This window comes from Variovorax sp. (assembly GCF_965279555.1).
Classification (GTDB): domain Bacteria; phylum Pseudomonadota; class Gammaproteobacteria; order Burkholderiales; family Burkholderiaceae_C; genus Variovorax.
Genome location: NZ_OZ257247.1, coordinates 3,081,311 through 3,107,204, shown reverse-complemented (window position 1 = coordinate 3,107,204; position 25,894 = coordinate 3,081,311). Strand labels below are relative to the sequence as shown.

Annotated in this window: 24 protein-coding genes; 9 read left to right on the top strand and 15 right to left on the bottom strand. The window is 67.5% G+C overall.

All coding sequences use genetic code 11. The annotated features are described in order from the left end of the window. Nucleotides 1–59: 59 nt before the first annotated feature. The 7 genes from czcI to ACQY8B_RS14715 all read left to right on the top strand — a co-directional run bounded on the left by czcI (nucleotide 60) and on the right by ACQY8B_RS14715 (nucleotide 10,301). On the top strand, nucleotides 60–434 hold the full coding sequence (gene czcI / locus ACQY8B_RS14745; RefSeq protein ID WP_422087379.1) for a cation efflux protein, CzcI family: 375 nt from the start codon (nucleotides 60–62) through the stop codon (nucleotides 432–434). Nucleotides 435–529: 95 nt separating this feature from the next. Then, nucleotides 530–1,894, top strand: coding sequence for a TolC family protein (locus ACQY8B_RS14740; RefSeq protein ID WP_422087378.1), 1,365 nt, complete (start codon nucleotides 530–532; stop codon nucleotides 1,892–1,894). An 18-nt stretch (nucleotides 1,895–1,912) separates the two neighbouring features. Continuing rightward, complete coding sequence (locus ACQY8B_RS14735) at nucleotides 1,913–3,274, top strand: efflux RND transporter periplasmic adaptor subunit (protein WP_422087377.1); 1,362 nt, start codon at nucleotides 1,913–1,915, stop codon at nucleotides 3,272–3,274. A 10-nt stretch (nucleotides 3,275–3,284) separates the two neighbouring features. Further along, nucleotides 3,285–6,497, top strand: coding sequence for a CusA/CzcA family heavy metal efflux RND transporter (locus tag ACQY8B_RS14730; RefSeq protein WP_422087376.1), 3,213 nt, complete (start codon nucleotides 3,285–3,287; stop codon nucleotides 6,495–6,497). Beyond that, entirely contained in the window at nucleotides 6,487–7,398 is a 912-nt protein-coding gene (locus tag ACQY8B_RS14725) for a cation diffusion facilitator family transporter (RefSeq protein ID WP_422087375.1), read from the top strand. Before ACQY8B_RS14730 ends, ACQY8B_RS14725 begins: the two co-directional genes overlap by 11 nt. A 210-nt stretch (nucleotides 7,399–7,608) precedes the next feature. Then, a complete protein-coding gene (katG, locus tag ACQY8B_RS14720) occupies nucleotides 7,609–9,867 on the top strand; it encodes a catalase/peroxidase HPI (protein WP_422087374.1) in 2,259 nt (752 codons plus the stop codon). A 161-nt stretch (nucleotides 9,868–10,028) separates the two neighbouring features. Next, nucleotides 10,029–10,301, top strand: coding sequence for a hypothetical protein (locus tag ACQY8B_RS14715; RefSeq protein ID WP_422087373.1), 273 nt, complete (start codon nucleotides 10,029–10,031; stop codon nucleotides 10,299–10,301). Nucleotides 10,302–10,321: 20 nt separating this feature from the next. On the opposite strand, the gene mog is transcribed toward ACQY8B_RS14715, so the two are convergent. Further along, a complete protein-coding gene (gene mog / locus ACQY8B_RS14710) occupies nucleotides 10,322–10,921 on the bottom strand; it encodes a molybdopterin adenylyltransferase (RefSeq protein WP_422087372.1) in 600 nt (199 codons plus the stop codon). Beyond that, the gene (gene yjgA, locus ACQY8B_RS14705; RefSeq protein WP_422087371.1) at nucleotides 10,918–11,574 is read right to left on the bottom strand and encodes a ribosome biogenesis factor YjgA; all 657 of its coding nucleotides are present in this window, start codon (nucleotides 11,572–11,574) and stop codon (nucleotides 10,918–10,920) included. Before yjgA ends, mog begins: the two co-directional genes overlap by 4 nt. Before the next feature lie 105 nt (nucleotides 11,575–11,679). Between yjgA and pmbA the strand changes: the two genes are divergently transcribed. Further along, complete coding sequence (pmbA, locus tag ACQY8B_RS14700) at nucleotides 11,680–13,050, top strand: metalloprotease PmbA (protein ID WP_422087370.1); 1,371 nt, start codon at nucleotides 11,680–11,682, stop codon at nucleotides 13,048–13,050. Nucleotides 13,051–13,059: 9 nt separating this feature from the next. Here the strand turns inward: pmbA and ACQY8B_RS14695 are convergent, their stop codons facing one another. After that, nucleotides 13,060–13,995, bottom strand: a complete 936-nt coding sequence (locus ACQY8B_RS14695) for a LysR family transcriptional regulator (protein WP_422087369.1) — start codon at nucleotides 13,993–13,995, stop codon at nucleotides 13,060–13,062. Between the two features lie 101 nt (nucleotides 13,996–14,096). On the opposite strand from ACQY8B_RS14695, the gene ACQY8B_RS14690 reads away from it, so the two are divergent. Beyond that, on the top strand, nucleotides 14,097–14,855 hold the full coding sequence (locus ACQY8B_RS14690) for a sulfite exporter TauE/SafE family protein (RefSeq protein ID WP_422087368.1): 759 nt from the start codon (nucleotides 14,097–14,099) through the stop codon (nucleotides 14,853–14,855). Between the two features lie 7 nt (nucleotides 14,856–14,862). Here the strand turns inward: ACQY8B_RS14690 and ACQY8B_RS14685 are convergent, their stop codons facing one another. The 12 genes from ACQY8B_RS14685 to ybiB all read right to left on the bottom strand — a co-directional run bounded on the left by ACQY8B_RS14685 (nucleotide 14,863) and on the right by ybiB (nucleotide 25,827). Then, nucleotides 14,863–15,339 carry an NUDIX domain-containing protein gene (locus ACQY8B_RS14685; protein ID WP_422087367.1) on the bottom strand — a complete coding sequence of 159 codons (477 nt, stop codon included), beginning with the start codon at nucleotides 15,337–15,339 and terminating at the stop codon, nucleotides 14,863–14,865. Then, a complete protein-coding gene (locus ACQY8B_RS14680; RefSeq protein WP_081266549.1) occupies nucleotides 15,339–15,788 on the bottom strand; it encodes a GatB/YqeY domain-containing protein in 450 nt (149 codons plus the stop codon). Before ACQY8B_RS14680 ends, ACQY8B_RS14685 begins: the two co-directional genes overlap by 1 nt. A 109-nt stretch (nucleotides 15,789–15,897) precedes the next feature. After that, on the bottom strand, nucleotides 15,898–16,110 hold the full coding sequence (gene rpsU / locus ACQY8B_RS14675; protein WP_007833691.1) for a 30S ribosomal protein S21: 213 nt from the start codon (nucleotides 16,108–16,110) through the stop codon (nucleotides 15,898–15,900). Nucleotides 16,111–16,340: 230 nt separating this feature from the next. Continuing rightward, the gene (locus tag ACQY8B_RS14670; RefSeq protein WP_422087366.1) at nucleotides 16,341–17,558 is read right to left on the bottom strand and encodes an NAD(P)/FAD-dependent oxidoreductase; all 1,218 of its coding nucleotides are present in this window, start codon (nucleotides 17,556–17,558) and stop codon (nucleotides 16,341–16,343) included. Further along, the gene (locus ACQY8B_RS14665) at nucleotides 17,555–18,343 is read right to left on the bottom strand and encodes a YaeF family permuted papain-like enzyme (RefSeq protein ID WP_422087365.1); all 789 of its coding nucleotides are present in this window, start codon (nucleotides 18,341–18,343) and stop codon (nucleotides 17,555–17,557) included. The genes ACQY8B_RS14670 and ACQY8B_RS14665 overlap by 4 nt, the downstream gene beginning before the upstream one ends. Continuing rightward, nucleotides 18,343–19,473 carry a sterol desaturase family protein gene (locus tag ACQY8B_RS14660; protein ID WP_422087364.1) on the bottom strand — a complete coding sequence of 377 codons (1,131 nt, stop codon included), beginning with the start codon at nucleotides 19,471–19,473 and terminating at the stop codon, nucleotides 18,343–18,345. The genes ACQY8B_RS14665 and ACQY8B_RS14660 overlap by 1 nt, the downstream gene beginning before the upstream one ends. A gap of 64 nt (nucleotides 19,474–19,537) precedes the next feature. After that, on the bottom strand, nucleotides 19,538–20,428 hold the full coding sequence (locus ACQY8B_RS14655; RefSeq protein WP_422087363.1) for an ABC transporter permease: 891 nt from the start codon (nucleotides 20,426–20,428) through the stop codon (nucleotides 19,538–19,540). A gap of 207 nt (nucleotides 20,429–20,635) precedes the next feature. Then, nucleotides 20,636–21,553 (bottom strand): ABC transporter permease, encoded by a 918-nt coding sequence (locus ACQY8B_RS14650; RefSeq protein ID WP_422087362.1) that lies wholly within the window; start codon nucleotides 21,551–21,553, stop codon nucleotides 20,636–20,638. Nucleotides 21,554–21,569: 16 nt separating this feature from the next. Next, nucleotides 21,570–22,838, bottom strand: coding sequence for an ABC transporter substrate-binding protein (locus tag ACQY8B_RS14645; RefSeq protein WP_422087361.1), 1,269 nt, complete (start codon nucleotides 22,836–22,838; stop codon nucleotides 21,570–21,572). Between the two features lie 61 nt (nucleotides 22,839–22,899). Then, nucleotides 22,900–24,018 carry an ABC transporter ATP-binding protein gene (locus ACQY8B_RS14640; RefSeq protein WP_422087360.1) on the bottom strand — a complete coding sequence of 373 codons (1,119 nt, stop codon included), beginning with the start codon at nucleotides 24,016–24,018 and terminating at the stop codon, nucleotides 22,900–22,902. 97 nt (nucleotides 24,019–24,115) lie between these two features. Next, nucleotides 24,116–24,925, bottom strand: coding sequence for a uroporphyrinogen-III C-methyltransferase (gene cobA, locus ACQY8B_RS14635; protein ID WP_422087359.1), 810 nt, complete (start codon nucleotides 24,923–24,925; stop codon nucleotides 24,116–24,118). Continuing rightward, nucleotides 24,922–25,827 (bottom strand): DNA-binding protein YbiB, encoded by a 906-nt coding sequence (ybiB, locus tag ACQY8B_RS14630; RefSeq protein WP_422087358.1) that lies wholly within the window; start codon nucleotides 25,825–25,827, stop codon nucleotides 24,922–24,924. Before ybiB ends, cobA begins: the two co-directional genes overlap by 4 nt. Between the last annotated feature and the right edge of the window lie 67 nt (nucleotides 25,828–25,894).

The window sequence follows — 25,894 nt, the reverse complement described above, 5'->3', positions numbered from 1 at the left end:
CACACCGCAAGGGCATTGCCAAAAGTCTTGCCACAGGCCCCCGATATACTTTTTGCTCCATGCGCCGCTGGTTCCTGATCCTCATGCTGTTCCTGCTTCCGTTCCAGCTCAGCTGGGCGGCGGCGTCAGCCTATTGCCAGCACGAGCGCGACACGCAGCCCGGGCACTGGGGCCACCACGAGCACGAAACCCGTGGCACCGACCGCAGCCACAGCGGCGAGGGCGCGCAGAAGAACTCCAGCACCCAGCCCAACGCCGTCATCGGCGACTGCGCGGTCTGCCATTCCGGCTACGCACAGCACGTCGAAGGCGCGCCCGAGCCCGTGCTGTCCGCACGGCGCACCGCACAGCCGCTGCGCGTCATGGCAGCCGAGCGCTTCGATTCGCACATCTCCGACGTTCCGGTCCGTCCCGACTGGTCTCTCGCCCTCTGATTCGGCGAGAGAACATGCACAACTTCTGATCCACACCATCAGCTGAGCTCTCGCCGAATTCGTCCGTCCGTTGTTTCGCAACCCAGGAGAATTCGATGCGCACGCTCTTCGTGCCGCTGGCCGCATTGGCCATGGCGGTGCCCCCGGCATATTCACAACAAGTCACGCTGCCCGTTCAGGCTCCGGCCGGTTCCTCGTCAGCTTCGCCGCAGGCGTCTTCGCGCGCGGCCACCAGGACACAGGAGCCTGCGGGCCCCCTGACCCTGCGCAGCGCCGTCGCGATGGCACTGCGCGCCAACCCCGGCCTTGCCGCCGCATCGCGCGAGCAGGACGCCACCGAGGCCGCCATCGTGCAGGCCGGCGCCTGGCCCAACCCCACGCTCGACGCGCAGCTGGAAGACCTGCGCCGCGACAACCGCACCACCACCTTGCAGCTGAGCCAGCCGATCGAGCTCGGCGGCAAGCGCTCTGCCCGCGTGACGGCCGCCGAGCGCGCGCGCGACCAGGCCGCGTCGGCACTGGCGGGGCGCCGCGCCGAGATCCGCGCCGCGACCGTCACCGCCTTCTTCGACGTGCTGACCGCGCAGGAGCGCCTGCGGCTCGCGCAGGATTCCGTGGGCCTCGCGCAGACCGCGACCCGCGCGGCCACCAACCGCGTGGCCGCCGGCAAGGTGTCGCCGCTGGAAGAAACCAAGGCGCGCGTGGCCGAGGCCGGTGCGCGCGTGGAGCTGCTGCAGGCCGAAGGCACGCTGCGCTCGGCCCGCCAGCAACTTGCCGCGCTGTGGGGCAACCCCGATCCGCGCTTCACGCAGGTGGAGGGCGCGATCGACCAGTTGCCCACTATGGCGCCAGCGCAAGACCTGGGCGTGCGCCTGGCCGCGGCACCCGTGGTGGTGCAGGCGCGGCTCGAGGTCGAGCGGCGCAAGGCACTGTCCGACCTGGAGCAGGCCAAGCGCATTCCCGACGTGACCGTGTCGCTCGGCGCCAAGCGCGTGCCGGCTTCCGACGCCGAAGTCGGCGGCAACCGGCGCAACCAGGTGGTGGTGGGCCTGTCGGTGCCGCTGCCCATCTTCGACACCAACCGCGGCAACGTGGCCGAGGCCCTGAGCCGCGAGGAAAAGGCGCGCGACGACCTCGCCGCCGCCGAGCTGCAACTGGGCACCGAGGTGGCGCAGGCCACCGAACGCTTGCGCTCCGCACGCGCCACCGCCCAGACGCTGCAGCACGACGCGCTGCCCGGCGCCGAGACCGCCTACAAGGCCGCGACCAAGGGCTTCGAACTGGGCAAGTTCAGCTTCCTGGAAGCGCTGGATGCCCAACGCACGCTGTTCCAGGTGCGCGCGCAGTACCTGCTCGCGCTGGCCGATGCGCACCGCGCGGCCGGCGAACTCGACCGGCTGCTCGGCAACGAAGGCGACGACATCTCTCCCATGACACCCGCGGCGCCCGTGGCGCGCTGACAAGGAAGGCAACAGATCATGAACACAGAAAACCGCGGCTCTTTCGCAGAACGCGTGGGCAAGAAGCAGTGGATGGCCATCATCGTCGTCCTCGTCGTGGGGCTCAGCGCCAGCGCGATGATTCTTCGCTCCGCACCCGCCAAGCCCGAGGCCGCCGGCCATTCGGAAGAGGCCGGCCATGGCGACGGCGAACACCACGAAGAAGGCAAGGCCCACGGCAAGCCGGAAGCCAAGGAAGAGGCCAAGGACCACGACCACAGCCACGGCGAAGCCAAGGGCCACGCCGACAACGAGCACCACGAGGAAGGCAAGCAAGAAGCGAAAAAGGAACCCGCCGGCCAGGAGGAAGAGGAAGAAAAGATCGGCTTCACCGACGCGCAGATCAAGGCGGCCGACATGACCATCGAAAGCGCGGGCCCCGCGCGCATCAAGTCGTCGCTGCAGTTGCCCGGCGAGATCAAGTTCAACGAAGACCGCACGGCTCACGTGGTGCCGCGTGTGGCGGGCGTGGTCGACAGCGTGTCGGCCAACCTGGGCCAGGAGGTCAAGCGCGGCCAGGTGCTGGCGGTGATTTCGAGTCCGGCGCTGTCGGAGCAGCGCAGCGAGCTGCAGTCGGCGCAGCGCCGGCTCGCGCTGGCGCGCACCACCTACGAGCGCGAGAAGAAGCTCTGGGAAGAAAAGATCTCGCCCGAGCAGGACTACCTGCAGGCTCAGCAGGCGATGCAGGAGGCGCAGATCGCCGTGGCCAACGCCAACCAGAAGCTGCTGGCGCTGGGCGCCACGCCATCTTCGTCGGCGCTGGGCCGCTACGAGCTGCGTGCGCCCTTCGACGGCATGGTGGTCGAAAAGCACATCTCGCTCGGCGAATCGGTGGGCGAGGCGGTCAATGTGTTCACCATCTCCGACCTGTCGACGGTGTGGGCAGAGATCAGCGTGGCGGCCAACAACCTGAACCTGGTGCGTATCGGCGAGCCGGTGAGCATCCGCTCCAGCGCCCTGGGCCAGACGGCCACGGGCAAGGTGTCTTACGTGGGTTCGCTCATCGGTGCGCAGACGCGCACCGCCACCGCGCGCGTCACGCTGACCAACCCGCAGCGCGTCTGGCGCCCGGGGCTGTTCGTGAATGTCGAGCTCGTGGCCTCCGAAGTGGACGCGCCCGTGACCGTGTCGGCCGAGGCGGTGCAGACCGTGGAAGACAAGCCCACCGTGTTCCTGCGCGTGCCCGGCGGCTTCGTGCCGCAGCATGTGCAGACCGGGCGCAGCGATGGCCAGCGCATCGAGATCACCGGCGGCCTGAAACCCGGCGCGGCCTATGCCGCCACCGGCAGCTTCGTCGTGAAGTCGCAGCAGGGCAAGAGCTCCGCCACGCACACCCACTGAGGAAGCACGCATGTTCGAACGAATCATCCGCTTCTCCATCGAGCAGCGCTGGCTGATCCTGCTTGCCGTGCTGGGCATGGCGGCGCTGGGCATCTTCAGCTACCAGAAGCTGCCCATCGACGCGGTGCCCGACATCACCAACGTTCAGGTGCAGATCAACACCGCCGCGCCCGGCTACTCCCCGCTGGAGACCGAGCAGCGCGTGACCTACCCGATCGAAACCGTCATGGCCGGCCTGCCGGGGCTGCAGCAGACGCGCTCGCTGTCGCGCTACGGGCTCTCGCAGGTCACCGTGATCTTCAAGGACGGCACCGACATCTACTTCGCGCGGCAGCTCGTCAACGAGCGCATACAGTCGGCGCGCGAGAGCATGCCCGGCGGCATATCGCCGGTGATCGGGCCCATCTCCACAGGCCTCGGCGAAATCTATCTCTGGACCGTCGAAGCGGAAGAGGGCGCGAAGAAGGCCGACGGCAGGCCCTATTCGCCCACCGACCTGCGCGAGATACAGGACTGGATCATCAAGCCGCAGCTGCGCAATGTGGCGGGCGTGACCGAGATCAACTCCATCGGCGGCTATGCCAAGGAGTTCCAGATCGCTCCCGACCCGGCCAAGCTGCTGGCCCATGGCCTCACCATGACCGACGTGGTCACCGCGCTGGAGCGCAACAACGCCAACGTGGGCGCGGGCTACATCGAGAAGCGCGGCGAGCAATATCTCATTCGCGCGCCGGGGCAGGTGAAGTCGGTGGATGACATCGGCAACGTCATCCTCGGCAACGCCAACGGCATTCCGCTGCGCGTGCAGGACGTGGCCGAGGTCGGCATCGGCAAGGAACTGCGCACCGGTGCCGCCACCGACAACGGCCGCGAGGTGGTGCTGGGCACCGTGTTCATGCTGATCGGCGAGAACAGCCGCACCGTGTCGCAGGCCGTCGACAAGAAGATGCAGGAGATCAACCGCACGCTGCCAGCCGGCGTGAAGGCGGTGACGGTGTACGACCGCACGGTGCTGGTGGACAAGGCCATCGCCACGGTGAAGAAAAACCTGTTCGAGGGCGCGGTGCTGGTCATCGCGATCCTGTTCCTGTTCCTGGGCAACATCCGCGCGGCACTGATCACCGCGCTGGTGATTCCGCTGTCGATGCTCTTCACCTTCACCGGCATGGTGAACCAGAAGGTCAGTGCCAACCTCATGAGCCTGGGGGCGCTGGACTTCGGCATCATCATCGACGGCGCGGTGGTGATCGTGGAGAACTGCGTGCGAAGGCTGGCCCATGCGCAGGCACACAAGGGCCGGCCGCTGACGCGCAGCGAGCGCTTCCATGAAGTGTTCGCCGCCTCGCAGGAGGCGCGCCGGCCGCTGCTGTTCGGCCAGCTCATCATCATGATCGTGTACCTGCCGATCTTTGCGCTCACGGGCGTGGAGGGCAAGCTGTTCCACCCGATGGCCTTCACCGTGGTGATCGCGCTGCTGGGCGCGATGATTCTGTCGATCACCTTCATCCCTGCTGCCGTGGCGCTGTTCATCGGCAACAAGGTGAGCGAGAAGGAAAACCGCCTGATGGTGTGGGCCAAGCGCGGCTACGAGCCCCTGCTGGCGCGCGTCATGTCCGCCAAGCCGCTGGTGATCACCACCGCGGTGGTGGCGGTGCTGCTGTCGGGCCTGCTGGCCACGCGGCTGGGTACCGAGTTCGTGCCCAGCCTGAGCGAAGGCGACTTCGCCATTCAGGCGCTGCGCATTCCGGGCACCAGCCTTACGCAGTCGGTCGAGATGCAGAAACAGCTCGAACGTACGCTGAAGGAGAAGTTTCCCGAGATCGAGCGCATCTTCGCTCGCACCGGCACGGCCGAGATCGCTTCGGACCCGATGCCGCCGAACATTTCGGACGGCTATATCATGCTCAAGCCCGAGAGCGAGTGGCCCAAGCCACGCCGCTCGCGCGCCGAGCTGCTGGCGGCGGTGCAGGAAGAAGTCGAGAAGCTGCCGGGCAACAACTACGAGTTCTCGCAGCCGATCCAGCTGCGCTTCAACGAGCTGATCTCCGGCGTGCGCAGCGACGTGGCGGTGAAGATCTTCGGCGACGACATGGACGTGCTCAACAAGACCGCGGCCGAGGTGTCGGAGGCGCTGGGCAAGATCCCCGGCGCGGCCGAGGTGAAGGTCGAGCAGACCACCGGCCTGCCGATGCTCACGGTGAACATCGACCGCAACAAGACCGCGCGCTACGGCCTGAACGTGGGCGACATGCAGGACGCGATCTCGGTCGCGGTCGGCGGGCGCGAGGCGGGCACGCTGTTCGACGGCGACCGCCGCTTCGACATCATCGTGCGCCTGCCAGAGAACCTGCGTACCGACCTCGAGGCCATCAAGCGCCTGCCCGTGGCGCTGCCCAAGGGCGCGGGTGCCGAGAGCGCGCGCACCAGCTTCATCCCGCTGGGCGAAGTGGCCACGCTGGACATCGCGCCGGGTCCGAACCAGGTGAGCCGCGAAGACGGCAAGCGCCGCATCGTGGTGAGCGCCAACGTGCGCGGCCGCGACCTGGGCTCCTTCGTGGCCGAGGCCGAAGAGGCCATGCGCAAGGTGAGCATTCCCTCGGGCTACTGGACCGTGTGGGGCGGGCAGTACGAGAACCTCGCGTCGGCCACGCAGCGGCTGCAGGTCGTGGTGCCGGTGTCGCTGCTGCTGGTGTTCACGCTGCTGTTCGCGATGTTCGGCAACCTCAAGGACGGGCTGCTGGTGTTCACCGGCATTCCGTTCGCGCTCACGGGCGGCATCGTGGCGCTGTGGATGCGCGGCATTCCGCTGTCGATCTCGGCGGCGGTGGGCTTCATTGCGCTGTCGGGCGTGGCGGTGCTCAACGGGTTGGTGATGATCTCGTTCATCCGCAACCTGCGCGAGGGTGGGCTGCCGCTGGATGCGGCCATTCGCGAAGGCGCGCTCACGCGGCTGCGGCCGGTGCTGATGACCGCGCTGGTCGCGTCGCTGGGCTTCGTGCCCATGGCCATCGCCACCGGCACGGGCGCCGAGGTGCAGCGGCCGCTGGCCACCGTGGTGATCGGCGGTATCCTTTCGTCGACCGCGCTGACGCTGCTGGTGCTTCCGCTGCTCTACCGCATCGCGCACAGGCGCGACGAAGACGAGGTGCAGCAGGAAGACGCCCGCGAGCAGAACCACGGCGCGCCGCTCGACCCTGCACCGCAAGGATTCCATGGCACATGAGCATTCGCATGCCACAGGCAGCAATGAAAAGGCGCTGCGCTGGGCGCTGCTGCTGACCTCCGTCTACCTCGTCGCCGAGGTGGTCGGCGGGCTGGTGTCGGGCAGCCTCGCGCTGCTGTCCGATGCAGCCCACATGTTCACCGACACCGTGGCGCTGGCGATTTCCCTGGCCGCCATCTGGATCGGCAAGCGGCCCGCCGACAGGCGCCGCACCTTCGGCTACTACCGCTTCGAGATCCTGGCGGCGGTGCTGAACGCGGTGCTGCTGTTCTTCGTGGCGATGTACGTGCTGTACGAGGCGTACCGCCGCATCTCCGCGCCGGCCGAGATCCAGTCGACCATGATGATGCTGGTGGCCGCCGGCGGGCTGGTCGTCAACCTCGTCGGCATGCGGCTGCTGGCGGCGGGCAAGGACGAGAGCCTCAACGTGAAGGGCGCGTACCTGGAGGTGTGGGCCGACATGCTGGGCTCGATCGGCGTGATTCTCGGCGCACTGGTCATTCGCTTCACGGGCTGGGCATGGGTCGACTCGGTGATCGCGGTGGCCATCGGGCTGTGGGTGCTGCCGCGCACCTGGCGGCTCCTGCGCGAGAGCCTCAACGTGCTGCTCGAAGGCGTGCCCGACGAGGTGGACCTGCCGGAGATCGAACGGGCGCTGCTGGCGAGCGAAGGCGTCGCCAGCCTGCATGACCTGCACGTGTGGGCACTCTCCAGCGGCAAGGTGAGCCTGAGCGTGCACGTGGTGGGCAAGCCGGATGTGGGCGATCTCGCGCCGTTCACGCAGCGCCTGCGCGCGCTGCTGGCGGAGCGCTTCGACATTCACCACTCCACCGTGCAGGCCGAGCGCGTGCCGTGCGAGCAGGCGGCCGAAAGCCATGGGTTCGGGCCGGCGGCGGCCTGAGTGATGCCACTCGGCTTCAGGGGCCGATCGATTGCGGCGGGGCGGGCGATGAGGCTATAAAGCTCGCGTCCGAGCGCCGGAGACCGCGCGGCGAATGACAAGCAGGGCCAGCTTGCGCTATCGCTGGAATTGAGTGCTTCTATTCGCCCCACGGCGGCTTCTGTCAGAGAATTTGCCTGATCCCCTCGCAGCACAAAACCAGGAGTTCCCATGAGCAGTGACAAGACCGAAGCCAAGTGTCCCTTCAGCCAGGCAGCAGGTGCCGGCACCACCAACCGAGACTGGTGGCCCAAGCAGCTGCGTATCGATCTGCTTCACCAGCACTCGTCGAAATCCGATCCGATGGACAAGGATTTCGACTACGCCGCGGCGTTCAAGAGCCTCGATCTTGCAGCGGTGAAGAAAGACCTCGCCGCGCTGATGACCGACTCGCAGGACTGGTGGCCGGCGGACTTCGGCCACTACGGCCCGCTGTTCATTCGCATGGCATGGCACAGCGCGGGCACCTACCGCATCGGTGACGGACGCGGCGGCGCCGGTCGCGGCCAGCAGCGCTTCGCACCGCTGAACAGCTGGCCCGACAACGTGAGCCTCGACAAGGCACGGCGTCTGCTCTGGCCGATCAAGCAGAAGTACGGCAACAAGATTTCGTGGGCCGACTTGTTGATCCTCACGGGCAACGTCGCGCTGGAAACGATGGGCTTCAAGACCTTCGGCTTCGCGGGCGGCCGTGCCGATGTGTGGGAACCCGACCAGGACGTGTACTGGGGCCGCGAGACCACCTGGCTCGGCGGCGACATCCGCTATTCGCAAGGTTCGCCGGGCGTCGAGAAATCCGGCGCGGTGCTCGTGAAGGACGACGACAGCAAGGTGCCGCACACACGCGACCTCGAGAACCCGCTGGCCGCCGTGCAGATGGGCCTGATCTACGTGAACCCCGAAGGCCCGGACGGCAACCCCGACCCGCTCGCCGCGGCGCGCGACATCCGCGACACCTTCGCGCGCATGGCCATGGACGACGAAGAAACCGTGGCGCTCATTGCCGGCGGCCACACCTTCGGCAAGACGCACGGCGCTGGCCCGGCAACCAACGTCGGGCACGAGCCCGAGGCAGCGGGCATCGAAGACCAGGGCCTGGGCTGGAAGAGCAGCTTCGGCACCGGCAAGGGCGGCGACACCATCACCAGCGGCCTGGAAGTCACCTGGACCACCACGCCCACGAAGTGGAGCAACAACTTCTTCGAGAACCTGTTCGGCTTCGAATGGGAACTCACCAAGAGCCCCGCGGGCGCGCACCAGTGGGTGGCCAAAGGCGGTGCCGGCGCGGGAACCATTCCGGACGCGCACGACCCGTCGAAGCGCCACGCGCCGACCATGCTCACCACCGACCTGTCGCTGCGCATCGACCCGGCCTACGAGAAGATCTCGCGCCGCTTCCTTGCAAACCCCGACCAGTTCGCCGACGCGTTCGCCCGCGCATGGTTCAAGCTCACTCACCGCGACATGGGCCCGCGCGCACGCTACCTCGGACCGGAAGTGCCGGCCGAAGAGCTGATCTGGCAAGACCCGATTCCGGCAGTCGACCATGCGCTGGTCGATGCGCAGGACGTGGAGGCGCTCGCCAAGAAGGTGCTGGCCTCGGGCCTCACGCCGGCGCAGCTCGTCTCGACGGCATGGGCTTCGGCATCGACCTTCCGCGGCTCCGACAAGCGGGGCGGCGCGAATGGAGCGCGCATTCGCCTGGCGCCCCAGAAGGACTGGGCGGTGAACGAGCCGGCGCAGCTGGCCAAGGTGCTGCAGGTGCTCGAAGGCATCCGCGAGGAGTTCAACGCCGCGCAGAAGGGCGGCAAGAAGATCTCGCTGGCCGACCTGATCGTGCTGGCCGGCGGTGCCGGCGTGGAGCAAGCTGCGCGCAATGCCGGACGCGAACTCAAGGTTCCGTTCTCGCCGGGCCGTGCCGACGCGTCGCAGGAACAGACCGACGTGCAGTCTTTCGAGCCCCTGGAGCCGGTGGCCGACGGTTTCCGCAACTACACCAAGGCGCGGTTCAGCGTGCCGGCCGAAGTGCTGCTCGTCGACAGGGCGCAACTGCTGACGCTGACAGCGCCGGAGCTGGCCGTGCTCATCGGCGGCCTGCGCGTGATCGGCGCCAATGTCGGCCAGAGCCAGGACGGCGTCTTCACCAAGAAGCCGGGCACGCTGAGCAACGACTTCTTCGTCAACCTGCTCGACATGGGCACGGAGTGGAAAGCAGCTCCGGCCGGCAACGAGAAGTACGAAGGCCGTGACCGCAAATCGGGCGAACTGAAGTGGACCGGCACGCGCGCCGACCTGGTCTTCGGCTCGAACGCGCAGCTGCGCGCCATCGCCGAGATCTACGCGAGCTCGGACGCGCAAGAGAAGTTCGCGAACGACTTCGTGGCCGCGTGGACGAAGGTGATGAACCTCGACAGGTTCGATCTGGCCTGAGCCTGAAGAGCCCCCGGCGCGTCGCGGCGGGGGCTGCCGATTCGCGGACAATCAGGTCGATGGGCAGTTACGACAAGTCTTCCGCACGCACCACTACCACCGCCGAGCCGCGCGCTCCGCAGCGCCGCCGGGTCCATGGCGGCTCGCCTTCACATCCTCCAATGGCGTTCGACGTCGGCCCTGCGGCCGAGCCCGCTGCGCCCAGTGCGCGGACGTGGCGCTCGACGGTGGTGGGCATGTCGCTCGGGCTGGGACTCGTGCTGGCGCTCTCCATGAAGTGGCTCATGAGCTACCAGATCGACAGCGCCGAAGAGCGGCGCGTGCAGCAGAAGGCGGCGCGTGCCGCGGCCGCGCGCTGCTACGAGCAGGCGTCGCACGCGGCGGTCAGTTCGTGCCTGAAGGACGTCGAGGCCAGGAGCCTTCCGCCGCAGTAGCGGCCGCGAGTCGACGCCGCTCAGGCGCGAGTGCGGATGGCCGACTTCGGCCGGAAGGCCTTGCAGACCGAATCGTCGGTTTCCAGGTACGGCCCGCCGATCAGGTCGATGCAGTAGGGCACCGCCGCGAAGATGCCGGGCACGAGCTGCGCCCCGTTCGCGTCCTTCAGCCCCTCGAGCGTTTCCGCGATCGACTTGGGCTGGCCCGGCAGGTTGATGATCAGGCTCTTGTCGCGGATCACCGCCACCTGCCGCGACAGGATCGCGGTAGGCACGAAGCGCAGGCTGATCTGGCGCATCTGCTCGCCGAAGCCGGGCATTTCCTTGTGGGCGACGGCCAGCGTGGCCTCGGGCGTCACGTCGCGCAGGGCGGGGCCGGTGCCGCCGGTGGTCAGCACCAGCGAACAGCCGGCGTCGACCAGCTCGACCAGCGCGGCGCTGATGCGCGCGGCCTCGTCGGGAATCAGCCGGGGCTCGAATTCGATGGGGTTCTTCAGCGCCTTGCCCAGCCATTCCTTCAGCGAGGGCAGGCCCTTGTCTTCGTAGGCACCGCTGGAGGCACGGTCGCTGACCGAGACGATGCCGATGCGCACCGGCTCGAAGACAGCTTCTGCGCTCATGCGTCCTCTTCCCGGTCTTGTTCCGCCGCGGCGGCTGCGTGGTCGTCGCCGCCGTGCACCGCCAACTGGGCGCGCACGAGTTGGAAGATCTCGCGGTAGGCCTTGCCCTGTCGGGGCGCTTCACCGGCCGGGCCGGTCTTCATGTCCTTGCGGGCCTGGCGCACCAGGGCGCGCAGTTGCTGGGAGTCGGTGGCGGGGTGGGTTTCGATCCAGCCGCCGAGGGCGTCGTCGTCGGCAATCAGCCGGTCGCGCCAGCGCTCGGCCTCGTGCAGGGCGGCGGTTTCGGCTGCCGGCACGCTGGCCTGCTCCGACAGGGCCTGCCTGACGGCCTCCAGCACCTCGGGCTCGAGCTTGCGCATGAGCTTGCCGATGAACTGCATCTGGCGGCGCTTGCCCTCGAAATTGGTGATGCGCTTGGCTTCGGCGATGGCGTCGACCAGCTTCTCGTCGAGCTGGAGCGCGTCGAACAGGCCGGCGCGCAGCGTGAGCAGTTCGCCGCCCAGCTTCTGGAGTTCGTCGCTCTCGCGCTTGAGGTCGGTGCGGCTGGCGTCGTCGGTGCCCTTGAGCTCGCGCTTGAGCTCCAGGTCGAGTTCGCTGCCTTCAGCGACGAACTGGCCACGGACGAAATAGCCTTTTTTGGGTTTGCGGGACATGGGATGGATTCTGGGCCGCACCGTGCGGCGTTGCAACGCATGCAATGCGCGGTGGGAAGCAGGGGGTAAACGGGGATTGGGGGGCGCAAGTATCATAGCCACCACATGACGACATCCTCCTCGCGCGCCGATTCCGGCTTCGCCTACAGCCGTTCCTTCTTCGAAAACCTGGTCGACTCGGCCTTGGCGCACGCCAAGAAGCTCGGGGCGACCGATGCCGGCGCCGAGGCGTCCGAGGGCTGCGGCCTGAGCGTCTCCGTGCGCAAGGGCGAGCTCGAGAACGTCGAGCGCAACCGCGACAAGTCGCTGGGCATCACGGTCTACGTGGGCCACCGCCGCGGCAACGCCAGCACCTCCGACTTCTCCGAAGGGGCCATCAAGCAGACCGTCCAGGCGGCCTACGACATCGCCCGCTTCACTGCCGAAGACCCGGTGAGCGGCCTGCCCGACGAGGAAGACATCGCCAAGGAACACCCCGAACTCGACCTGTTCCATCCCTGGGACGTGACGAGCGAGCAGGCCGCCAGGCTGGCGCTTGAATGCGAAGCGGCTGCCCTGTCTACCGACAAGCGCATCACCAACAGCGAAGGCGCGGGCGTCTCGGCCCAGCAGAGCCACTTCTTCAGCGCCCACACGCACGGCTTCCGTGGCGGCTACGCCAGCTCGCGGCACTCCATTTCGGTGGCGCCCATTGCCGGCAAGGGCGACGACATGCAGCGCGACGCCTGGTACAGCTCCATGCGCTCCGCCGACGAACTGGCCAGCCCGCAGGCCGTGGGCCGCTACGCCGCCGAGCGGGCGCTGAGCCGCCTGAAGTCGCGCAAGATCAAGACCACCGAATGCCCGGTGCTGTTCGAGTCGCCGCTGGCCGTGGGCCTGCTGGGCGGCCTGGTGCAGGCCGTGAGCGGCGGGGCGCTGTATCGCAAGAGCAGCTTCCTGCTCGATTCGCTGGGCAAGCCCGTGCTGCCCAAGCACATCGACGTGGCCGAAGACCCCCACGTGATGCGCGGCAAGGGCAGCTCGCCCTTCGACGACGAAGGCGTGACCACCCGCGCGCGCAAGGTGGTCGATGCCGGCCGCCTCGAAGGCTACTTTCTCTCGACCTACTCGGCCCGCAAGCTGGGCATGAAGACCACCGGCAACGCCGGCGGTTCGCACAACCTGACGCTGAGCTCGCGCCTGACGAAGCACACCGACGACCTCGACGCCATGCTCGCCAAGCTGGGCACCGGCCTGTTCGTGATCGAGCTGATGGGCCAGGGCGTGAACTACGTGACCGGGGACTACTCGCGCGGCGCCAGCGGCTTCTGGGTCGAGAAGGGCAAGATCGCCTTCCCGGTGCAGGAGATCACCATCGCCGGCAACCTGAAGGACATGCTCATGGGCATCGAAGCCATCGGCGCGGATGCCTACACCTTCGGCGCCAAGACCACCGGGTCGGTGCTGGTGAACCGCATGAAGGTGGCCGGCGCCTGAGGTCCCGGGTCAACCGGGTCGGGCTTCTTCCGCGGCCCGCCGCGGCCTGGCGGTTTCTTCCATCGGCGCGATCAGGTGCTCGAGCATGCGCCTGGCATTGAGCGGCAGGTCTTCCGACGAGCGCACGCAGGCCATCAGCGTGCGCTCGGCCCATTTGTCCGCAAGCGAGGCGCGCGCGATCTTCATCGAGCGGGCACAGCGGTCGGCCGCCGTCTGCGGCACGATGCCCACGCCGATGCCGTACTCGACCATCCGGCACACCGCCTCGAAGTTGCGCACCCGCACCCGGTAGGCGAGGTGCTTGCCGAGCGCTCGCACATGTTGGGTGATCAGCTGCTGCAGCGCACTGTCCGCCGGCAGGCCCACGAATTCGTTGTCGACCACCTCGGCCAGTTTCAGGCGCCGGCGCCCGGCCAGTGCGTGGCCGCGCGGCATGACGAGCACGAGGTCGTCGCGGCGGAAGGTGTGGCATTCGAGGCCCTCGCTGTCGATGGCGTCCGAGACGATGCCGATGTCGCACAGGCCGGCGCGCAGCGCTTCCACCGTGTCGGGGCTGGCGCGTTCCTCCAGGTCCACCGAGATGCGCGGATGCTGCGCGAGAAAGCGGCTCAGCACCTCGGGCAGGTGCTCGGTCAGCGCCGAGGTGCCGCACATGAAGCGCACATGGCCCTTGAGGCCCTGGCCGTATTCGCCGAGTTCGCCGCGCAGCCGCTCCATCTGCTGCAGCACGACGCGCGCATGGTGCAGCAGCGTGCGGCCGGCCTCGGTGGCGCGCACGCCCTGCGCGTGGCGCGTGAGCAGCGGGGTGCCGAGCGCGTCTTCCATCCCGCGCACCCGCTGGCTGGCGGAGGCCAGCGTCATGTGCGAGCGGCCGGCGCCGCCCGTGAGGCTGCCGGCCTCGACCACGTTGAGGAAGAGCCGCAGGTCGGTGAGATCGAATCGCATGATCCGCCGGAGTGTGCACCAGGAGCCTCAGGCCCAGCCTGAGGCCGGCTGCGCGAATGCCGCATTTCCGGGCGCGGGCTTCATCGGCAGACTCGGCCGCGATGACGACGCCAACGAACGACGCGATGAGTTTCTGGGCCGCCGCCACGGCGGTGTACCTGCTGGCCGGGGTGATCAAGGGCGTGGTCGGCCTCGGGCTGCCGACGGTGTCGATGGGACTGCTGGCGCTTTGGATGTCGCCGGTGCAGGCGGCGGCGTTGCTGATCGTGCCGTCGCTCGTCACCAACATCTGGCAGACCGGGCCGCGCGCGACCTTCATGCCGGTGCTGCGGCGCATCGGCGGCATGCAGGTGGGGGTGGTGATCGGCACGCTGGGCGGGGCGCTGTGGCTGGGCGTGCCGGCGGGGGCCTGGGCTTCGTTCGCGCTCGGGGTGGCGCTGGTGGTCTACGCGGTCTGGGGGCTGACCGGGCGTCAGCTGCATGTGAGCGACGCGCGGGCGCGCTGGCTGGGGCCGTTGGTGGGCATCGTCACGGGGCTGGTGACTGCGGTGACGGGTGTGTTCGCGGTGCCGGCCGTGCCGTATTTGCAGGCGCTCGGGTTCCAGCGCGATTCGCTGATCCAGGCGATGGGAATCTCGTTCACCACCTCGACGGTGGTGCTGGCCGTCGGGCTGATCGGAAACGGGGGCTATCCGGTGTCGGCGCTCGGTGGCTCGTTCGCGATGCTGGTGCCGGCCATCGGCGGCATGGTGCTCGGGACCTGGCTGCGGCAGCGGCTGTCTGTGGCCGTGTTCAAGCGCTGCTTCCTGATCGGGCTGGCGCTGCTGGGGCTCTACATGGCCGCGCGCGCCGGCTTGTGAGCCGAGGTCAGGCTGCGAGCAGCAGCGCGGCGCGGACGCGCTCGATGGTCTGGCGGTAGGGCAGGGCGAAGTCGTCCAGCGCGTCGCCGGCTTCGAGCCAGCTGAACAGGAATACCAGGCCTTCCTCCTCGGGGCTGCCCGTTGCCGTGTGCGTGAAAGTCTCGGGCAGCGGGCTTTCGGCGCGCATCAGGAACAGGTGCCACAGCTGCGGGTGGCGATGGGTGTTGCCTTCGACACCGGCCTCGCATTCGCGGTCCAGCGTGCCCAGCGACCGCAGCGGGCCGCGGTGGTCGATGCCCGATTCCTCGAGCAGTTCGCGGCGCACCGCCTCCTCGGGCGATTCACCGGGCTCGATGGTGCCCTTGGGGAGCTGCATGTTGCCATCCTCGGGATGGCGGAACACCAGCAGCCGGCCCCGTGCGTCGACCAGGCAGGCGCAGGCCTTGGGAATGGCGACGGAGGGGCTGCCGGCGTTCATCGGCATCAGGCGCCCGTCAGAGCGGCCTTGACCGCTGCGCTGACCTGGCCCATGTCGGCCTTGCCGGCGAGGCGGGTCTTGACCACGCCCATCACCTTGCCCATGTCGCCGGGGCCGCTGGCGCCCAACTCGGCCACGATGGCCTTCACCGCGGCCACCGTTTCATCGGCGCTCATGCGCTGAGGCAGGTAGACCTCCAGCACCTTGATCTCTGCGGCTTCCTTGTCGGCGAGGTCGGCGCGGCCGCCGGTGGTGAAGGCGGCGATGGAGTCCTTGCGCTGCTTGACCATCTTGTCGACGATGGCGACGACCATGGCGTCGTCGAGCTCCACGCGCTCGTCGACTTCCTTCTGCTTCATGGCGGCCAGCAGCAGGCGGATGGTGGCCAGGCGCTCGGAGTCCTTGGCGCGCATCGCCGTCTTCATGTCTTCGGTGATCTGTTCTTTGAGTGTCATTCGGCAACCTTTCGGAAAAACAAAAGCCGCGGCAGGTTTCCCTGGCGCGGCTGAAGCAACTGGGCGGCGGTGCTGACTTTCGTCTGGAGCCGGCCGCCCTGGGGGTTGCTTAGTACAGCTTCTTGGGCAGCTGCATGCTGCGCACGCGCTTGTAGTGGCGCTTGACCGCGGCGGCCTTCTTGCGCTTGCGTTCGGCGGTCGGCTTTTCGTAGAACTCGCGGGCACGCAGGTCGGTCAGCAGGCCGAGCTTTTCGATGGTGCGCTTGAAACGGCGCAGTGCGACGTCGAAGGGCTCGTTTTCTTTAACGCGGATGGTGGTCATTGATGAATCGTTGAAATGAATTTGGCCTGGAGAGATCGAGGCCCCAAGCCGGGGTTCCTCAACTGAAAACTGTTTGCGGCCGTTGAGGGGAGGCCAGAGTTAGCCCGCGAGTATAGCACTCCCCCAGGCTGCGCGCACTTCGTGTCGCTTCGCCTTCCCCCTCGCCGGGGGCGGCACCGGTGGCCCGGCAAAGCCGGTTCCACGGTGCCCTGGAAGGGAGTCCGTGGGGGTCAAAAGGCCTGTGCGCACGCATGTGCGCTCGCCCACGCCCATTGGAAGTTGTATCCGCCGAGCCAGCCCGTGACATCGACCACTTCGCCGATGAAAAACAGCCCGGGCTGCTTCGATTCCATGGTCTGGGAGGACAAATCCCGGGTGTCGACGCCGCCGGCCGTGACCTCGGCTTTCTTGTAGCCCTCGGTGCCGCTGGGGGTGATCTGCCAGCGGGCGATGCGCTCCGACAGCGCCGCCAACGCCTTGTCGGCCGCTTCGTTCACCGGACGCTGCAGTGCCGGGTCCTGGCCGACCCAGGCGTCTGCCAGCCGGGAAGGCACCAGCGTGGCCAGTTCGTTGGCGATGCGCTTCTTGGAGCGGAGCTTGGCTTCGCCCAGCGCCTCGGCCACGTCCACGCCCGGGGCGAAATCCAGCGTCAGCGGGGCGCCGGGCTTCCAGTAGCTCGAAATCTGCAGTACCGCCGGGCCCGAAAGCCCGCGGTGGGTGAACAGCAGGTCTTCGAGGAAGGCCATTTTTTCTTTCTTGGCCCCTGTTTCGATGCGCACCGGCAGCGCGAGCCCGGCCAGTCCGGCATAGGGCTCCCAGGCTTCGCCGCCGAAGGTCAGCGGCACCAGCGCCGGCCGCGGCGTGACCACACGCAGGCCGAACTGCTCGGCGATGCGGTAGCCGAAGTCGGTGGCGCCAATCTGCGGGATCGACAGGCCGCCCGTGGCAACCACGATCTTCGACGTCTCGATCAGGCCTCGGCTGCTCTCGATTTGATAGCTGCCGGAGCCTGTCAAAGCTATGTTCCCGATCTTGCACGGCTGCCACCGCTCGACGCCGCCAGCCGCGCATTCGGCCAGCAGCATGTCGACGATCTGCTGCGACGATCCGTCGCAGAACAGCTGCCCCTTGTGCTTCTCGTGAAAGGCGATGCCGTGCTTCTGCACCAGCTCGATGAACTGCTGCGGTGCATAACGCGACAGCGCCGAACGGCAGAAATTCGGGTTGTCGCCGATGAAATGGCGCTGCGGCGCCCGCACGTCGAGATCGCGATTGGTGAAGTTGGCGCGCCCGCCGCCCGAGATGCGGATCTTCTCGCCCACCTTCTCGCTGTGGTCCAGCACCAGCACCTTGAGCCCGCGCTGGCCCGCCACGCCGGCGCAGAACAGCCCGGCCGCGCCGGCGCCGATCACCACGACATCGAAGCGGGATGAAGCTGCCGCGCTCAAGGGCCATCCGCCGCGAGCAGCGGCGGCGGGTTGTATTTCAGGTGACCCACATAGCGCAGCGGCTGCGTGGCGGCAATCGAGGGAACGTCGCCTTCGCGCATGTGCAGCAGGTCGGCCGGACTCACCCAGCGCGGGTCGGCGCGGGTGATCGGCAGGCCGGCCTGCCTGTAGGCCTCCAGCACGAACTGGGAGCAGAAGAACTGGTCGTTGCGGCTCGCGCCCAGTTGCACCATCGCCAGGCCGCTCATGCAATAGCTGCTGACTGCCTCCGGCATCAGCGGCAGTTCGCAGAGGCGGCGGTTGAGCACGAAGGGCGCGTTCAGCAGCACGCCCACGGTGTTGTAGCGCGTGCCGACCTGCGACATCGCCCATTCGCGCAGGCGGGCGGCACCGGCTGCATCGACCCCAGGCACCCGAAAGGCCACGACCATCTGTTCTTCGTCGACCACCTCGGTCAGCGGCCGGGCGCGCACGCCCGTGCCCACGGCTTCGGCGATCTGGCCGTCGCCCAGGTAGAGCACCGCGTGGCTCACCGGCGAGAAGGTGCCCAGCCGGATGCCGAAGGAATTGACCGTGGCGATGGAGGTCAGCAGGATGTCGCCCGGCTCCAGCGCATCGGCCGCGATGAGCTCGCCGCCATTGCCCGGCGCGATGACCGAGCTTTGCACGCGCAGGCGCAGCCCGGCGTCCTTGGTCGGCAGGTCGAGGCGGGTGGCGCAGGCCGTGAGCAGCAGGGCGGCGCCCGCGGCAATGACGACCGCGGCGGTCTTGAACGTGGCGCGCATCAGCCCTTCCAGACGAACGGGAACTTCAACTGCTTGAAGAAACCGTTGGGCACGTAGTCGCCCAGCACGCCGTATTTCTCGGGCCAGAGCTTGGTGCTCTTCACGGCCGTGCCGAAGATGTAGTCGAGGAAGGCGTAGTGCGCCGCGTAGTTCTTGTCGAGCGCCTCGATGTCCTGGCTGTGGTGCCAGTGGTGGAAGTTGGGCGTCACGATCAAATAGCGCAGCGGGCCGAGCCGCACGCTCACGTTGCAGTGGTTGAACACCGCCTGGAAGCCGACCACCACGATGTACGCGTCGATCACTTCCTTGCTGAAGCCCAGCACGTAGATGGGCGCCAGCACCAGCGTGCGGGTAATCAGCAATTCGAGGATGTGCTGGCGCGAGCCGGCCATCCAGTCCATGCTCTTCACGCTGTGGTGCACCGCGTGCAGGCGCCACAGCATGGGCACCTCGTGGTAGGCGCGATGCGTCCAGTACTGCACCAGGTCGGCCACCAGGATGATCAGCAGGATGCCGGCCCAGAACGGCAGGTTGCCCACCCAGCCCCGGATTCCGTCGTTGGCGGCCCAGCCGAAGAGCTTGTGCACCATGAGGTTGGTGGCCAGCAGCACGAAGCCCACGATCATGTGGTTCACCACGAAGTGGTGGAAGTCGGTCTGCCACTCCTCGCGGAACACGGGCTGGTCCTTGCGCAGCGCAAAGAGCTTCTCGATGAAGATGAAGATCAGCGACGAGCCCAGCAGGTCGAGAATGAACCAGTCGAGCCCGATGTACGGCGTGTTGTCCGCGAAGTCGTGCACCGGCACCTTGTGCCCGCCGAGCAGCGCCGACGCCACCACCAGCAGGAACGCCGCCGACGAGAGCCAGCGCGAGCGGTTGAAGATGATGTTGACCAGCGACAGCCCGCCCGAAATGACCAGCGCCGCCAGCAGGATGATCCGCATCACGTCGACGTTGTAGCTCTTGCGCAGCTCGGGCGTGGTGAGGTATTGCGGAAAGTGGAAGGCCAGTACGCCGAGGAAGCACAGGATGGCCAGGCTCAGCGCGATGGTGCCGGTGACCAGGCCTTGGCCGCGGCGCAGTTCGCCGTGGTTCTGGGTGAATTCATTGAGTTTGTCGATGTCGAGCATGCCCGCCTCTCTCGCTTGTACTTTGTGTTGGAGCGCGATTTTAGAGGGGGCTGTAGGAAAAAGCTCACCTGGGCCGTACCGCCCTTCGGCGCAGCAGCGCGGCCGCACCCAGTGCCACGGCCATGACCAGCAGCGACACGATGGTGGTCACCGTGCCCAGTGCGTAGATCGACGGCGTGGTGACGGTCGAGGTCAGGCCCTGCAACTCGAGCGGCAGGGTGTTGACGTCGCCGATGGCCTGCGAGGTGCGGGCGATTTCGTCCCAGGAGAGCGTGAAGCCGAACATGCCGATGCCCACGATCGAGGGGCCGATCAGCGGGAGCACCACGAAGCGGAAGCTCTGCCACGGGCTGGCGCCGAGGTCGCGGGCGGCTTCTTCGTAGGCCGGGTTGAAGCGGTTGAATACGGCGAACATGATGAGCAGGCCGAAGGGCAGCGTCCATGTCAGGTGCGCGCCGAGGGCGGAGCTGAACAGGCCGAGCGCGGTGCCGTAGCCTTCGAGCAGCGTGGTGGCGTCCATGGCTGTCAGCATGCTCTTGATGCCGGTGTCGATGAGGCGGAACTGCAGGCCGATGCCGAGCGAGATGATGATCGACGGCATGATGAGGCTGGCCACGGTGACGAAGAAGAGGGCGTTGCTGCCCGCGAGCTTCTTGCGGAATGCCAGGCCGGCCAGTACCGACAGCACGACGGTGAAGGCCATGACCACCGCGCCCAGCGCGAGCGAGCGCCTGAAGGCCGCGCCGATGTCCACCGTGCCCAGCCCTTCGGCCAGTTTGTAGAACCAGTGCAGCGAGACGCCGCGCAACGGGAAGGTGAGGCCGCCCTCGGGGCCCTGGAAGCTGAGCACGAAGATCGTGATCATCGGGCCGTAGAGGAACAGCACGAAAAGCCCGAATACGGTTGCCAATGGCCAGAAGCCTGGGGCGCGTTGTTCGCCTATGCGGTGAGTCATTTCTTGTTGCGCTCCATTCGGGTGTGTGCACAGGCCACCGGGTACTCCCCTCCGCGAATGTCCCCCGCCCTTCGGGCTCCTCCTTTATTTCGCTGCGGGGAGCACCCGGCGCCCTGCGCACGGCAAGCGCTCTGCTTGTGCCGCAGGACATTCGCGGAGCAAGGTACCCCGTCGGCGTGAGCGAGCCCTGAAAAGCAAGAGCCCACCTCAGAGCTCCTTTCGAATATCGACCAGCCGGGTCAGCCCCCAGATGATCATCAGCACCACCGCCAGCAGGATCATCGCGTTGGCAGCCGCCAGCGGAAACTGCAGGTACGAGGTCTGCACCTGGATGATCTTGCCGATGGATGCGATCTGCTGGCCGCCCATCACGCCGATGGTGACGAAGTCGCCCATGACGATGGTGATGACGAAGATCGAGCCGATCAGGATGCCCGTGCGCGACAGCGGCACCACCACGTTCCACAGCGTCTGCCAGCCCGAGGCGCCCGCGTCGCTGGCCGCCTCGAGCAGCGAGCGGTCGATGCGCATCATGCTGTTGAAGATCGGCACGATCATGAACATCGTGTACAGGTGCACGAAGGCCAGCACCACCGAGAAATCGGAGAACAGCAGCCATTCGAGCGGCTGGTTCACCAGGCCCAGGCCCATCAGCGCCTGGTTGACCAGCCCGTTGCGTCCCAGCAGCGGCACCCACGAGATCATGCGGATCACGTTCGATGTCCAGAACGGTACCGTGCACAGCACGAACAGCACCGTCTGCATGGTCGACGAGCGCACGTGGAACGCCAGGAAGTACGCAACCGAAAAGCCGATCAGCAGCGTGATGCCCCAAACCAGCACGCAGAACTTGAACGTGCTCAGGTAGGTGTTGAGCGTGACGCACAGGTCGCCGTTGTCGGTGAGGCGCGAGCAGCCTTCGAACAGGCTGAGGTAGTTGCGCAGCGTGACGGCCGGTATCAGCTCGTATTCGTTGAAGTTCCACAGGCTGACCATCGCGACCAGCGCCAGCGGAATCAGGAAGAACAGCAGGAACACCAGCGCGAACGGCGCCGCCTGCCACCACGCCTTGACGGCGTGGATGGGCGTGGCGGCGGCGGACGCGCGAGTGGTGGGAGCGTTCACAGGCTAGGGTCGAAGGTCAGGCCGCGACGAACTCGTTCCACTTGCGGACCATGTACTCGTTCTCGTCCATCACTGCGTTCCAGCAGGCGATGCCGCCCATGCGCTGTTCGTAGCTGCCGCCGTCGCGCACCGAGCCTGCCTTGGCGATCACGTCGCCCTGCGGGCTCTTGATGTCCTGCGCGGCGGGCTTGCCTTCCATCCAGTAGGCCCATTCGTAGGCTTCCATCTTGGTCTTGGCGGTGTCGAGCACGGCGCTGTAGTAGCCCTGGCGGTTGAGGTACGCGCCGGCCCAGCCGTCGAGGAACCAGTTGATGAACTCGTAGGCGCCGTCGAGCTTCTTGCCCGACAGCGTGGCCGGCAGGCCGAAGCCCGAGGCCCATGCACGATAGCCTTCCTTGAGCGGCTGGAAGGTGCAGTCGATGCCCTTGCTGCGCACGGCCGTCACGGCGGGCGACCACATCGACTGGATCACCACCTCGCCCGAGGCCATGAGGTTCACCGACTCGTTGAAGTCCTTCCACAACGCGCGGAACTGGCCGGCCTTCTTGGCCTCGATCAGGGTCTTGATCGTCAGGTCGATCTCGGCCTTGGTCATGTTGCCCTTGTCGGCGTATTTGTGGATGCCCTTGGCCTCCACCACCATCGCGGCGTCCATGATGCCGATCGACGGAATGTTCAGGATCGCGGTCTTGCCCTTGAACTCTGGGTTCAGCAGTTCGGCCCACGAGCCGATGGGGCGCTTGATCAGGTCGGGGCGGATGCCCAGCGTGTCGGCGTTGTAGGTGGTGGGAATCAGCGACATGTACTGCGTGGCCGACTTTGCGAAGGCCTTGCTCTTCTCGCCCTCGAGGTAGATAACCTTCACCGGCGCCGTGCCCTGGTCGCCGACCTTCTTGCCGGCCACTTCGCCCTTGGTGAACAGCGAGGTGATCTTGTCGGCGTTCTTCACGCGCCTGGTGTCGATGCCCTTGAGGTTGCCGGTCGGCACGATCTTCTTGAGCGAGAAGAACTCGGTGTCGATCAGGTCGAAGCTGTTGGGCGCGGTGACGGCGCGCTTGGTCACGTCGTCGGTGGTCACGGCCACGTACTGGATCTCGATGCCGGTGTCGGCCTTGAACTTCTCGGCAATGGCCTTGTCCTGGTTCACTGCCGTGCCGAGGTAGCGCAGCACGACCTTTTCCTGCGCATGCACGAAAGGCGCGATGCCCGTGGCCAGGATGCCGGCCGTGCCCTGCAGCAGGGTGCGACGCTTGAAGCCGGCGGACGAGTCGATGGGGTCGGTCATGGTGAAGTCTCCGTGGAAGAAACAGTGGAAAGGAAAGGAAAGGGAAGAAAAAAGGGTCGGCTCAGAGGGTCATGGCAAGCGCGGCCATGTCGTCGCGCGGGGCGCTGCCGGCGGGTGCCGATGCCCGCTCGCCCGGCGGCTTGGCGCCGGGGCCGAGCACGCGCGCGTCGGCCGCGGCCCATGACAGGTGCACTGCCTCGCCCTGCACATAGGGCCGGGCTAGAAAGGCGGCTTCGCCCAGCAGCACCGAAACGTTCTGGCGGCCTGGAGCGGCGCCGCCGAGCGACAGGCCGAGCAGCACGTAGGTGCCCTGGTATTCCACGTCGGTGACGGTGGCGCCCAGCGCATTGGGCGCGGCGCTCGCTTCGTCGGAAACCGCGGCGATCCGCATGCGGTCGTTGCGCACCGCGATCGGGCCGGCCGGCGTGTCGAACACGTTGTGGCCGCCCATGAAGCGCGCCACGAATTCGCTCGCCGGGTGGTTGTAGACCGCGTGCGGCGAGCCGACCTGCTCGATCACACCGTGGTTCATGACCACCATGGTGTCGGCCAGCGCCATGGCTTCTTCCTGCGAGTGCGTCACGTGCACGAAGGTCAGGCCCAGTTCCTTCTGCCAGCGCCGCAGTTCGGCGCGCATCTGGATGCGCAGGAATGGGTCGAGTGCCGACAGCGGCTCGTCGAGCAGCAGCACGCGCGGTTCGGTGATGAGTGCGCGCGCCAGCGCCACGCGCTGCTGCTGGCCGCCCGAAAGCTCACCGGGCTTGCGGTTGGCCAGGTGGCCCATCGCGACGCGTTCGAGCAGGTCGTTGGCACGCTTGTGGCGCTCGGCCTTGCCGACGCCTTTCATCTTGAGGCTGAAGGCCACGTTGTCGGTGGCCGAGAGGTGGGGGAACAGCGCGAAGCTCTGGAACATCATCGCCGTGCCGCGCGCCGCCGCGGGCAGGTCCGTGATGTTGCGGTTGTCCAGCAGGATGTCGCCGCTGGTCACCGACTCGTGGCCCGCGATCATGCGCAGCGTGGTGCTCTTGCCGCAGCCCGACGGGCCGAGCAGGCAGCAGTAGCTGCCGCTGGCAATGCGCAGGTCGATCTGGTCTACGGCGGCCGGCGTGCCTGGCGCATAGCGCTTGGTCAGCGCGACGATTTCGACGGCGGCGGGTTCAGGCGTGACGGCTGCATTCATTGCCGGTGGCACAGCACGATCCATGCCACGTTGTGGTGCGCGGCGCCCGCGCCGCTCGAACCGTCCTCGCCCCGGTCAGGTGCCGATCAGGCGCCGATCAGGTACCGAACTTGTCCGCGCGCACCGGCAAGGCGGCTGCGGCGAGCCCGCGCAGCACGTCGCCCACCACGATCACCGCCGGGCTGGCGAGCCCCGCTTCGGCGATGCCGCGCTGCAGCTTGTCGAGCGTGGTCGCGATGTGCCGCTGGTGCGGCAGGCTCGCATGCTGGATGACGGCCACCGGCGTGTCTCCCGGCAGGCCCTGCAGCAGTTCGCGCTCGATGTGGCCCGCGCCCGCCACGCCCATGTAGATCACCAGCGTGAGCCGCGCGTTGTACGCCGTTGCGGCCAGCGCGCGCCAGTCGGTCGGGTCTTCGGCCGCGCCGGCGCCGGTCTTGGCATGGCCGGTGACGAACACCACCCCCTGTGCATGGTCGCGGTGCGTGAGCGGCACGCCCAGCGCGGTCACGGCCGCGAGGCCGGCGGTGATGCCGTTGACCACGGTGCATTCGATGCCGGCTTCGCGCAGGTGCTCCACCTCTTCTCCCCCGCGTCCGAAGATGAAGGGGTCGCCGCCCTTGAGGCGCACCACGTTCTCGCCTTCGCGCACCGCGGTGATCATCAGCCGCTCGATGAAAGCCTGCGGCGTGCTCTTGCAGCCGCCGCGCTTGCCCACGTGCACGATGCGCGCGTCGGGCCGGGCGTAGGCCTGCACGATCTCGTCGTTCACCAGGTCGTCGACCAGCAGCACCGTCGCGGCCTGGATCGCCTTCACGGCCTTGACGGTCAGCAGTTCGGGGTCGCCCGGGCCGGCGCCCACCAGCGTGCAGCGGCCGGCGATGAGGGAGGTGGGGTTGTCGTTGTTCATGCGTGGGATGCCAGTTGCGTGATGTGCCTGACCTGCGCCGCAATGGCTTCGGGCACGGGAAGCTCGCCGGCCAGCACGCGGCGCGTGTAGTCGGCGGTGGTGGCGACGTCGATTTCCTTCGGCAGGCCCGGCACCTCGGCGGTGGTGCCTGCCTGTTGCGCCTGCAGTTCGGTGCGCACGCCGCGCACGAAGCCGTCGATCTGCGCGGTGCGGCGCGGATCGGAAACCACTTCGCCTTCGAGGCCGCGCGAGAGCAGGGCCGTCATGCCCGTGAGCTCGAAGGTCTCGCCCATGGTGCGGGCGTATTCGGGATGCGTGTAGCTGGCCACCACCACACAGGGGCCGGCGGTAGGCTGCATCAGCTTCACCACGCTGTGGCCCGGGTTGCGCAGGCCGACCACGCGGCGCACGTCGAGCAGGCGCTTGAGCGCGGGGTTCAGCAGTTCGGTGGGGGCAAAGGCAGTTTCGCCGTTGGCGACGGGGCGGACGGCGTCCAGAGGAGCGATGCCAAGCGCCGAGAGCACGTTGGACGCCAGCACGCGCGAGCTTTCGCTGGCGCTGCCGTGCACCAGCACCGGCAGGCCTTCGCGCGCCAGCAGCAGCGCCAGCAGCGGCGTGAGCACCGGCAGCTTGCGCGCGCCGTTGTAGCTGGGCAGCACGACCAGCGCCCGGTCGCCGGCCGGAATGCGGTTCAGCCGCGCATGGGTGGCATCCAGAAAACCAGCCATCTCCTCGGGTGTTTCGCCCTTGATGCGCATGGCCAGGCAGAAGCCGCCGATTTCGAGGTCGGTGACGGTGCCGTCCAGCACCTGGCCGAACAGGTCGGTGGCCTGCTCGCGCGTGAGCGGCTTGGCGCCTCGCGCGCCGCGGCCGATTTCCTTGATGTATTGGCTGATTCCCATGGGTGGGTGGATTGTCCTGCAACGCTTATGCCGGAATGTCATTCGGCTTATGCCTGTGTCTTGCCCC

Excerpts from the sequence above, each read along its gene's own strand:
- czcI (WP_422087379.1), top strand. The coding sequence starts at position 60 with ATGCGCCGCTGGTTCCTGATCCTCATGCTGTTCCTGCTTCCGTTCCAG.
- ACQY8B_RS14740 (WP_422087378.1), top strand. The coding sequence starts at position 530 with ATGCGCACGCTCTTCGTGCCGCTGGCCGCATTGGCCATGGCGGTGCCC.
- ACQY8B_RS14735 (WP_422087377.1), top strand. The coding sequence starts at position 1,913 with ATGAACACAGAAAACCGCGGCTCTTTCGCAGAACGCGTGGGCAAGAAG.
- ACQY8B_RS14730 (WP_422087376.1), top strand. The coding sequence starts at position 3,285 with ATGTTCGAACGAATCATCCGCTTCTCCATCGAGCAGCGCTGGCTGATC.
- ACQY8B_RS14725 (WP_422087375.1), top strand. The coding sequence starts at position 6,487 with ATGGCACATGAGCATTCGCATGCCACAGGCAGCAATGAAAAGGCGCTG.
- katG (WP_422087374.1), top strand. The coding sequence starts at position 7,609 with ATGAGCAGTGACAAGACCGAAGCCAAGTGTCCCTTCAGCCAGGCAGCA.
- ACQY8B_RS14715 (WP_422087373.1), top strand. The coding sequence starts at position 10,029 with ATGGCGTTCGACGTCGGCCCTGCGGCCGAGCCCGCTGCGCCCAGTGCG.
- mog (WP_422087372.1), bottom strand. The coding sequence starts at position 10,921 with ATGAGCGCAGAAGCTGTCTTCGAGCCGGTGCGCATCGGCATCGTCTCG.
- yjgA (WP_422087371.1), bottom strand. The coding sequence starts at position 11,574 with ATGTCCCGCAAACCCAAAAAAGGCTATTTCGTCCGTGGCCAGTTCGTC.
- pmbA (WP_422087370.1), top strand. The coding sequence starts at position 11,680 with ATGACGACATCCTCCTCGCGCGCCGATTCCGGCTTCGCCTACAGCCGT.
- ACQY8B_RS14695 (WP_422087369.1), bottom strand. The coding sequence starts at position 13,995 with ATGCGATTCGATCTCACCGACCTGCGGCTCTTCCTCAACGTGGTCGAG.
- ACQY8B_RS14690 (WP_422087368.1), top strand. The coding sequence starts at position 14,097 with ATGACGACGCCAACGAACGACGCGATGAGTTTCTGGGCCGCCGCCACG.
- ACQY8B_RS14685 (WP_422087367.1), bottom strand. The coding sequence starts at position 15,339 with ATGCCGATGAACGCCGGCAGCCCCTCCGTCGCCATTCCCAAGGCCTGC.
- ACQY8B_RS14680 (WP_081266549.1), bottom strand. The coding sequence starts at position 15,788 with ATGACACTCAAAGAACAGATCACCGAAGACATGAAGACGGCGATGCGC.
- rpsU (WP_007833691.1), bottom strand. The coding sequence starts at position 16,110 with ATGACCACCATCCGCGTTAAAGAAAACGAGCCCTTCGACGTCGCACTG.
- ACQY8B_RS14665 (WP_422087365.1), bottom strand. The coding sequence starts at position 18,343 with ATGCGCGCCACGTTCAAGACCGCCGCGGTCGTCATTGCCGCGGGCGCC.
- ACQY8B_RS14660 (WP_422087364.1), bottom strand. The coding sequence starts at position 19,473 with ATGCTCGACATCGACAAACTCAATGAATTCACCCAGAACCACGGCGAA.
- ACQY8B_RS14655 (WP_422087363.1), bottom strand. The coding sequence starts at position 20,428 with ATGACTCACCGCATAGGCGAACAACGCGCCCCAGGCTTCTGGCCATTG.
- ACQY8B_RS14645 (WP_422087361.1), bottom strand. The coding sequence starts at position 22,838 with ATGACCGACCCCATCGACTCGTCCGCCGGCTTCAAGCGTCGCACCCTG.
- ACQY8B_RS14640 (WP_422087360.1), bottom strand. The coding sequence starts at position 24,018 with ATGAATGCAGCCGTCACGCCTGAACCCGCCGCCGTCGAAATCGTCGCG.
- cobA (WP_422087359.1), bottom strand. The coding sequence starts at position 24,925 with ATGAACAACGACAACCCCACCTCCCTCATCGCCGGCCGCTGCACGCTG.
- ybiB (WP_422087358.1), bottom strand. The coding sequence starts at position 25,827 with ATGGGAATCAGCCAATACATCAAGGAAATCGGCCGCGGCGCGCGAGGC.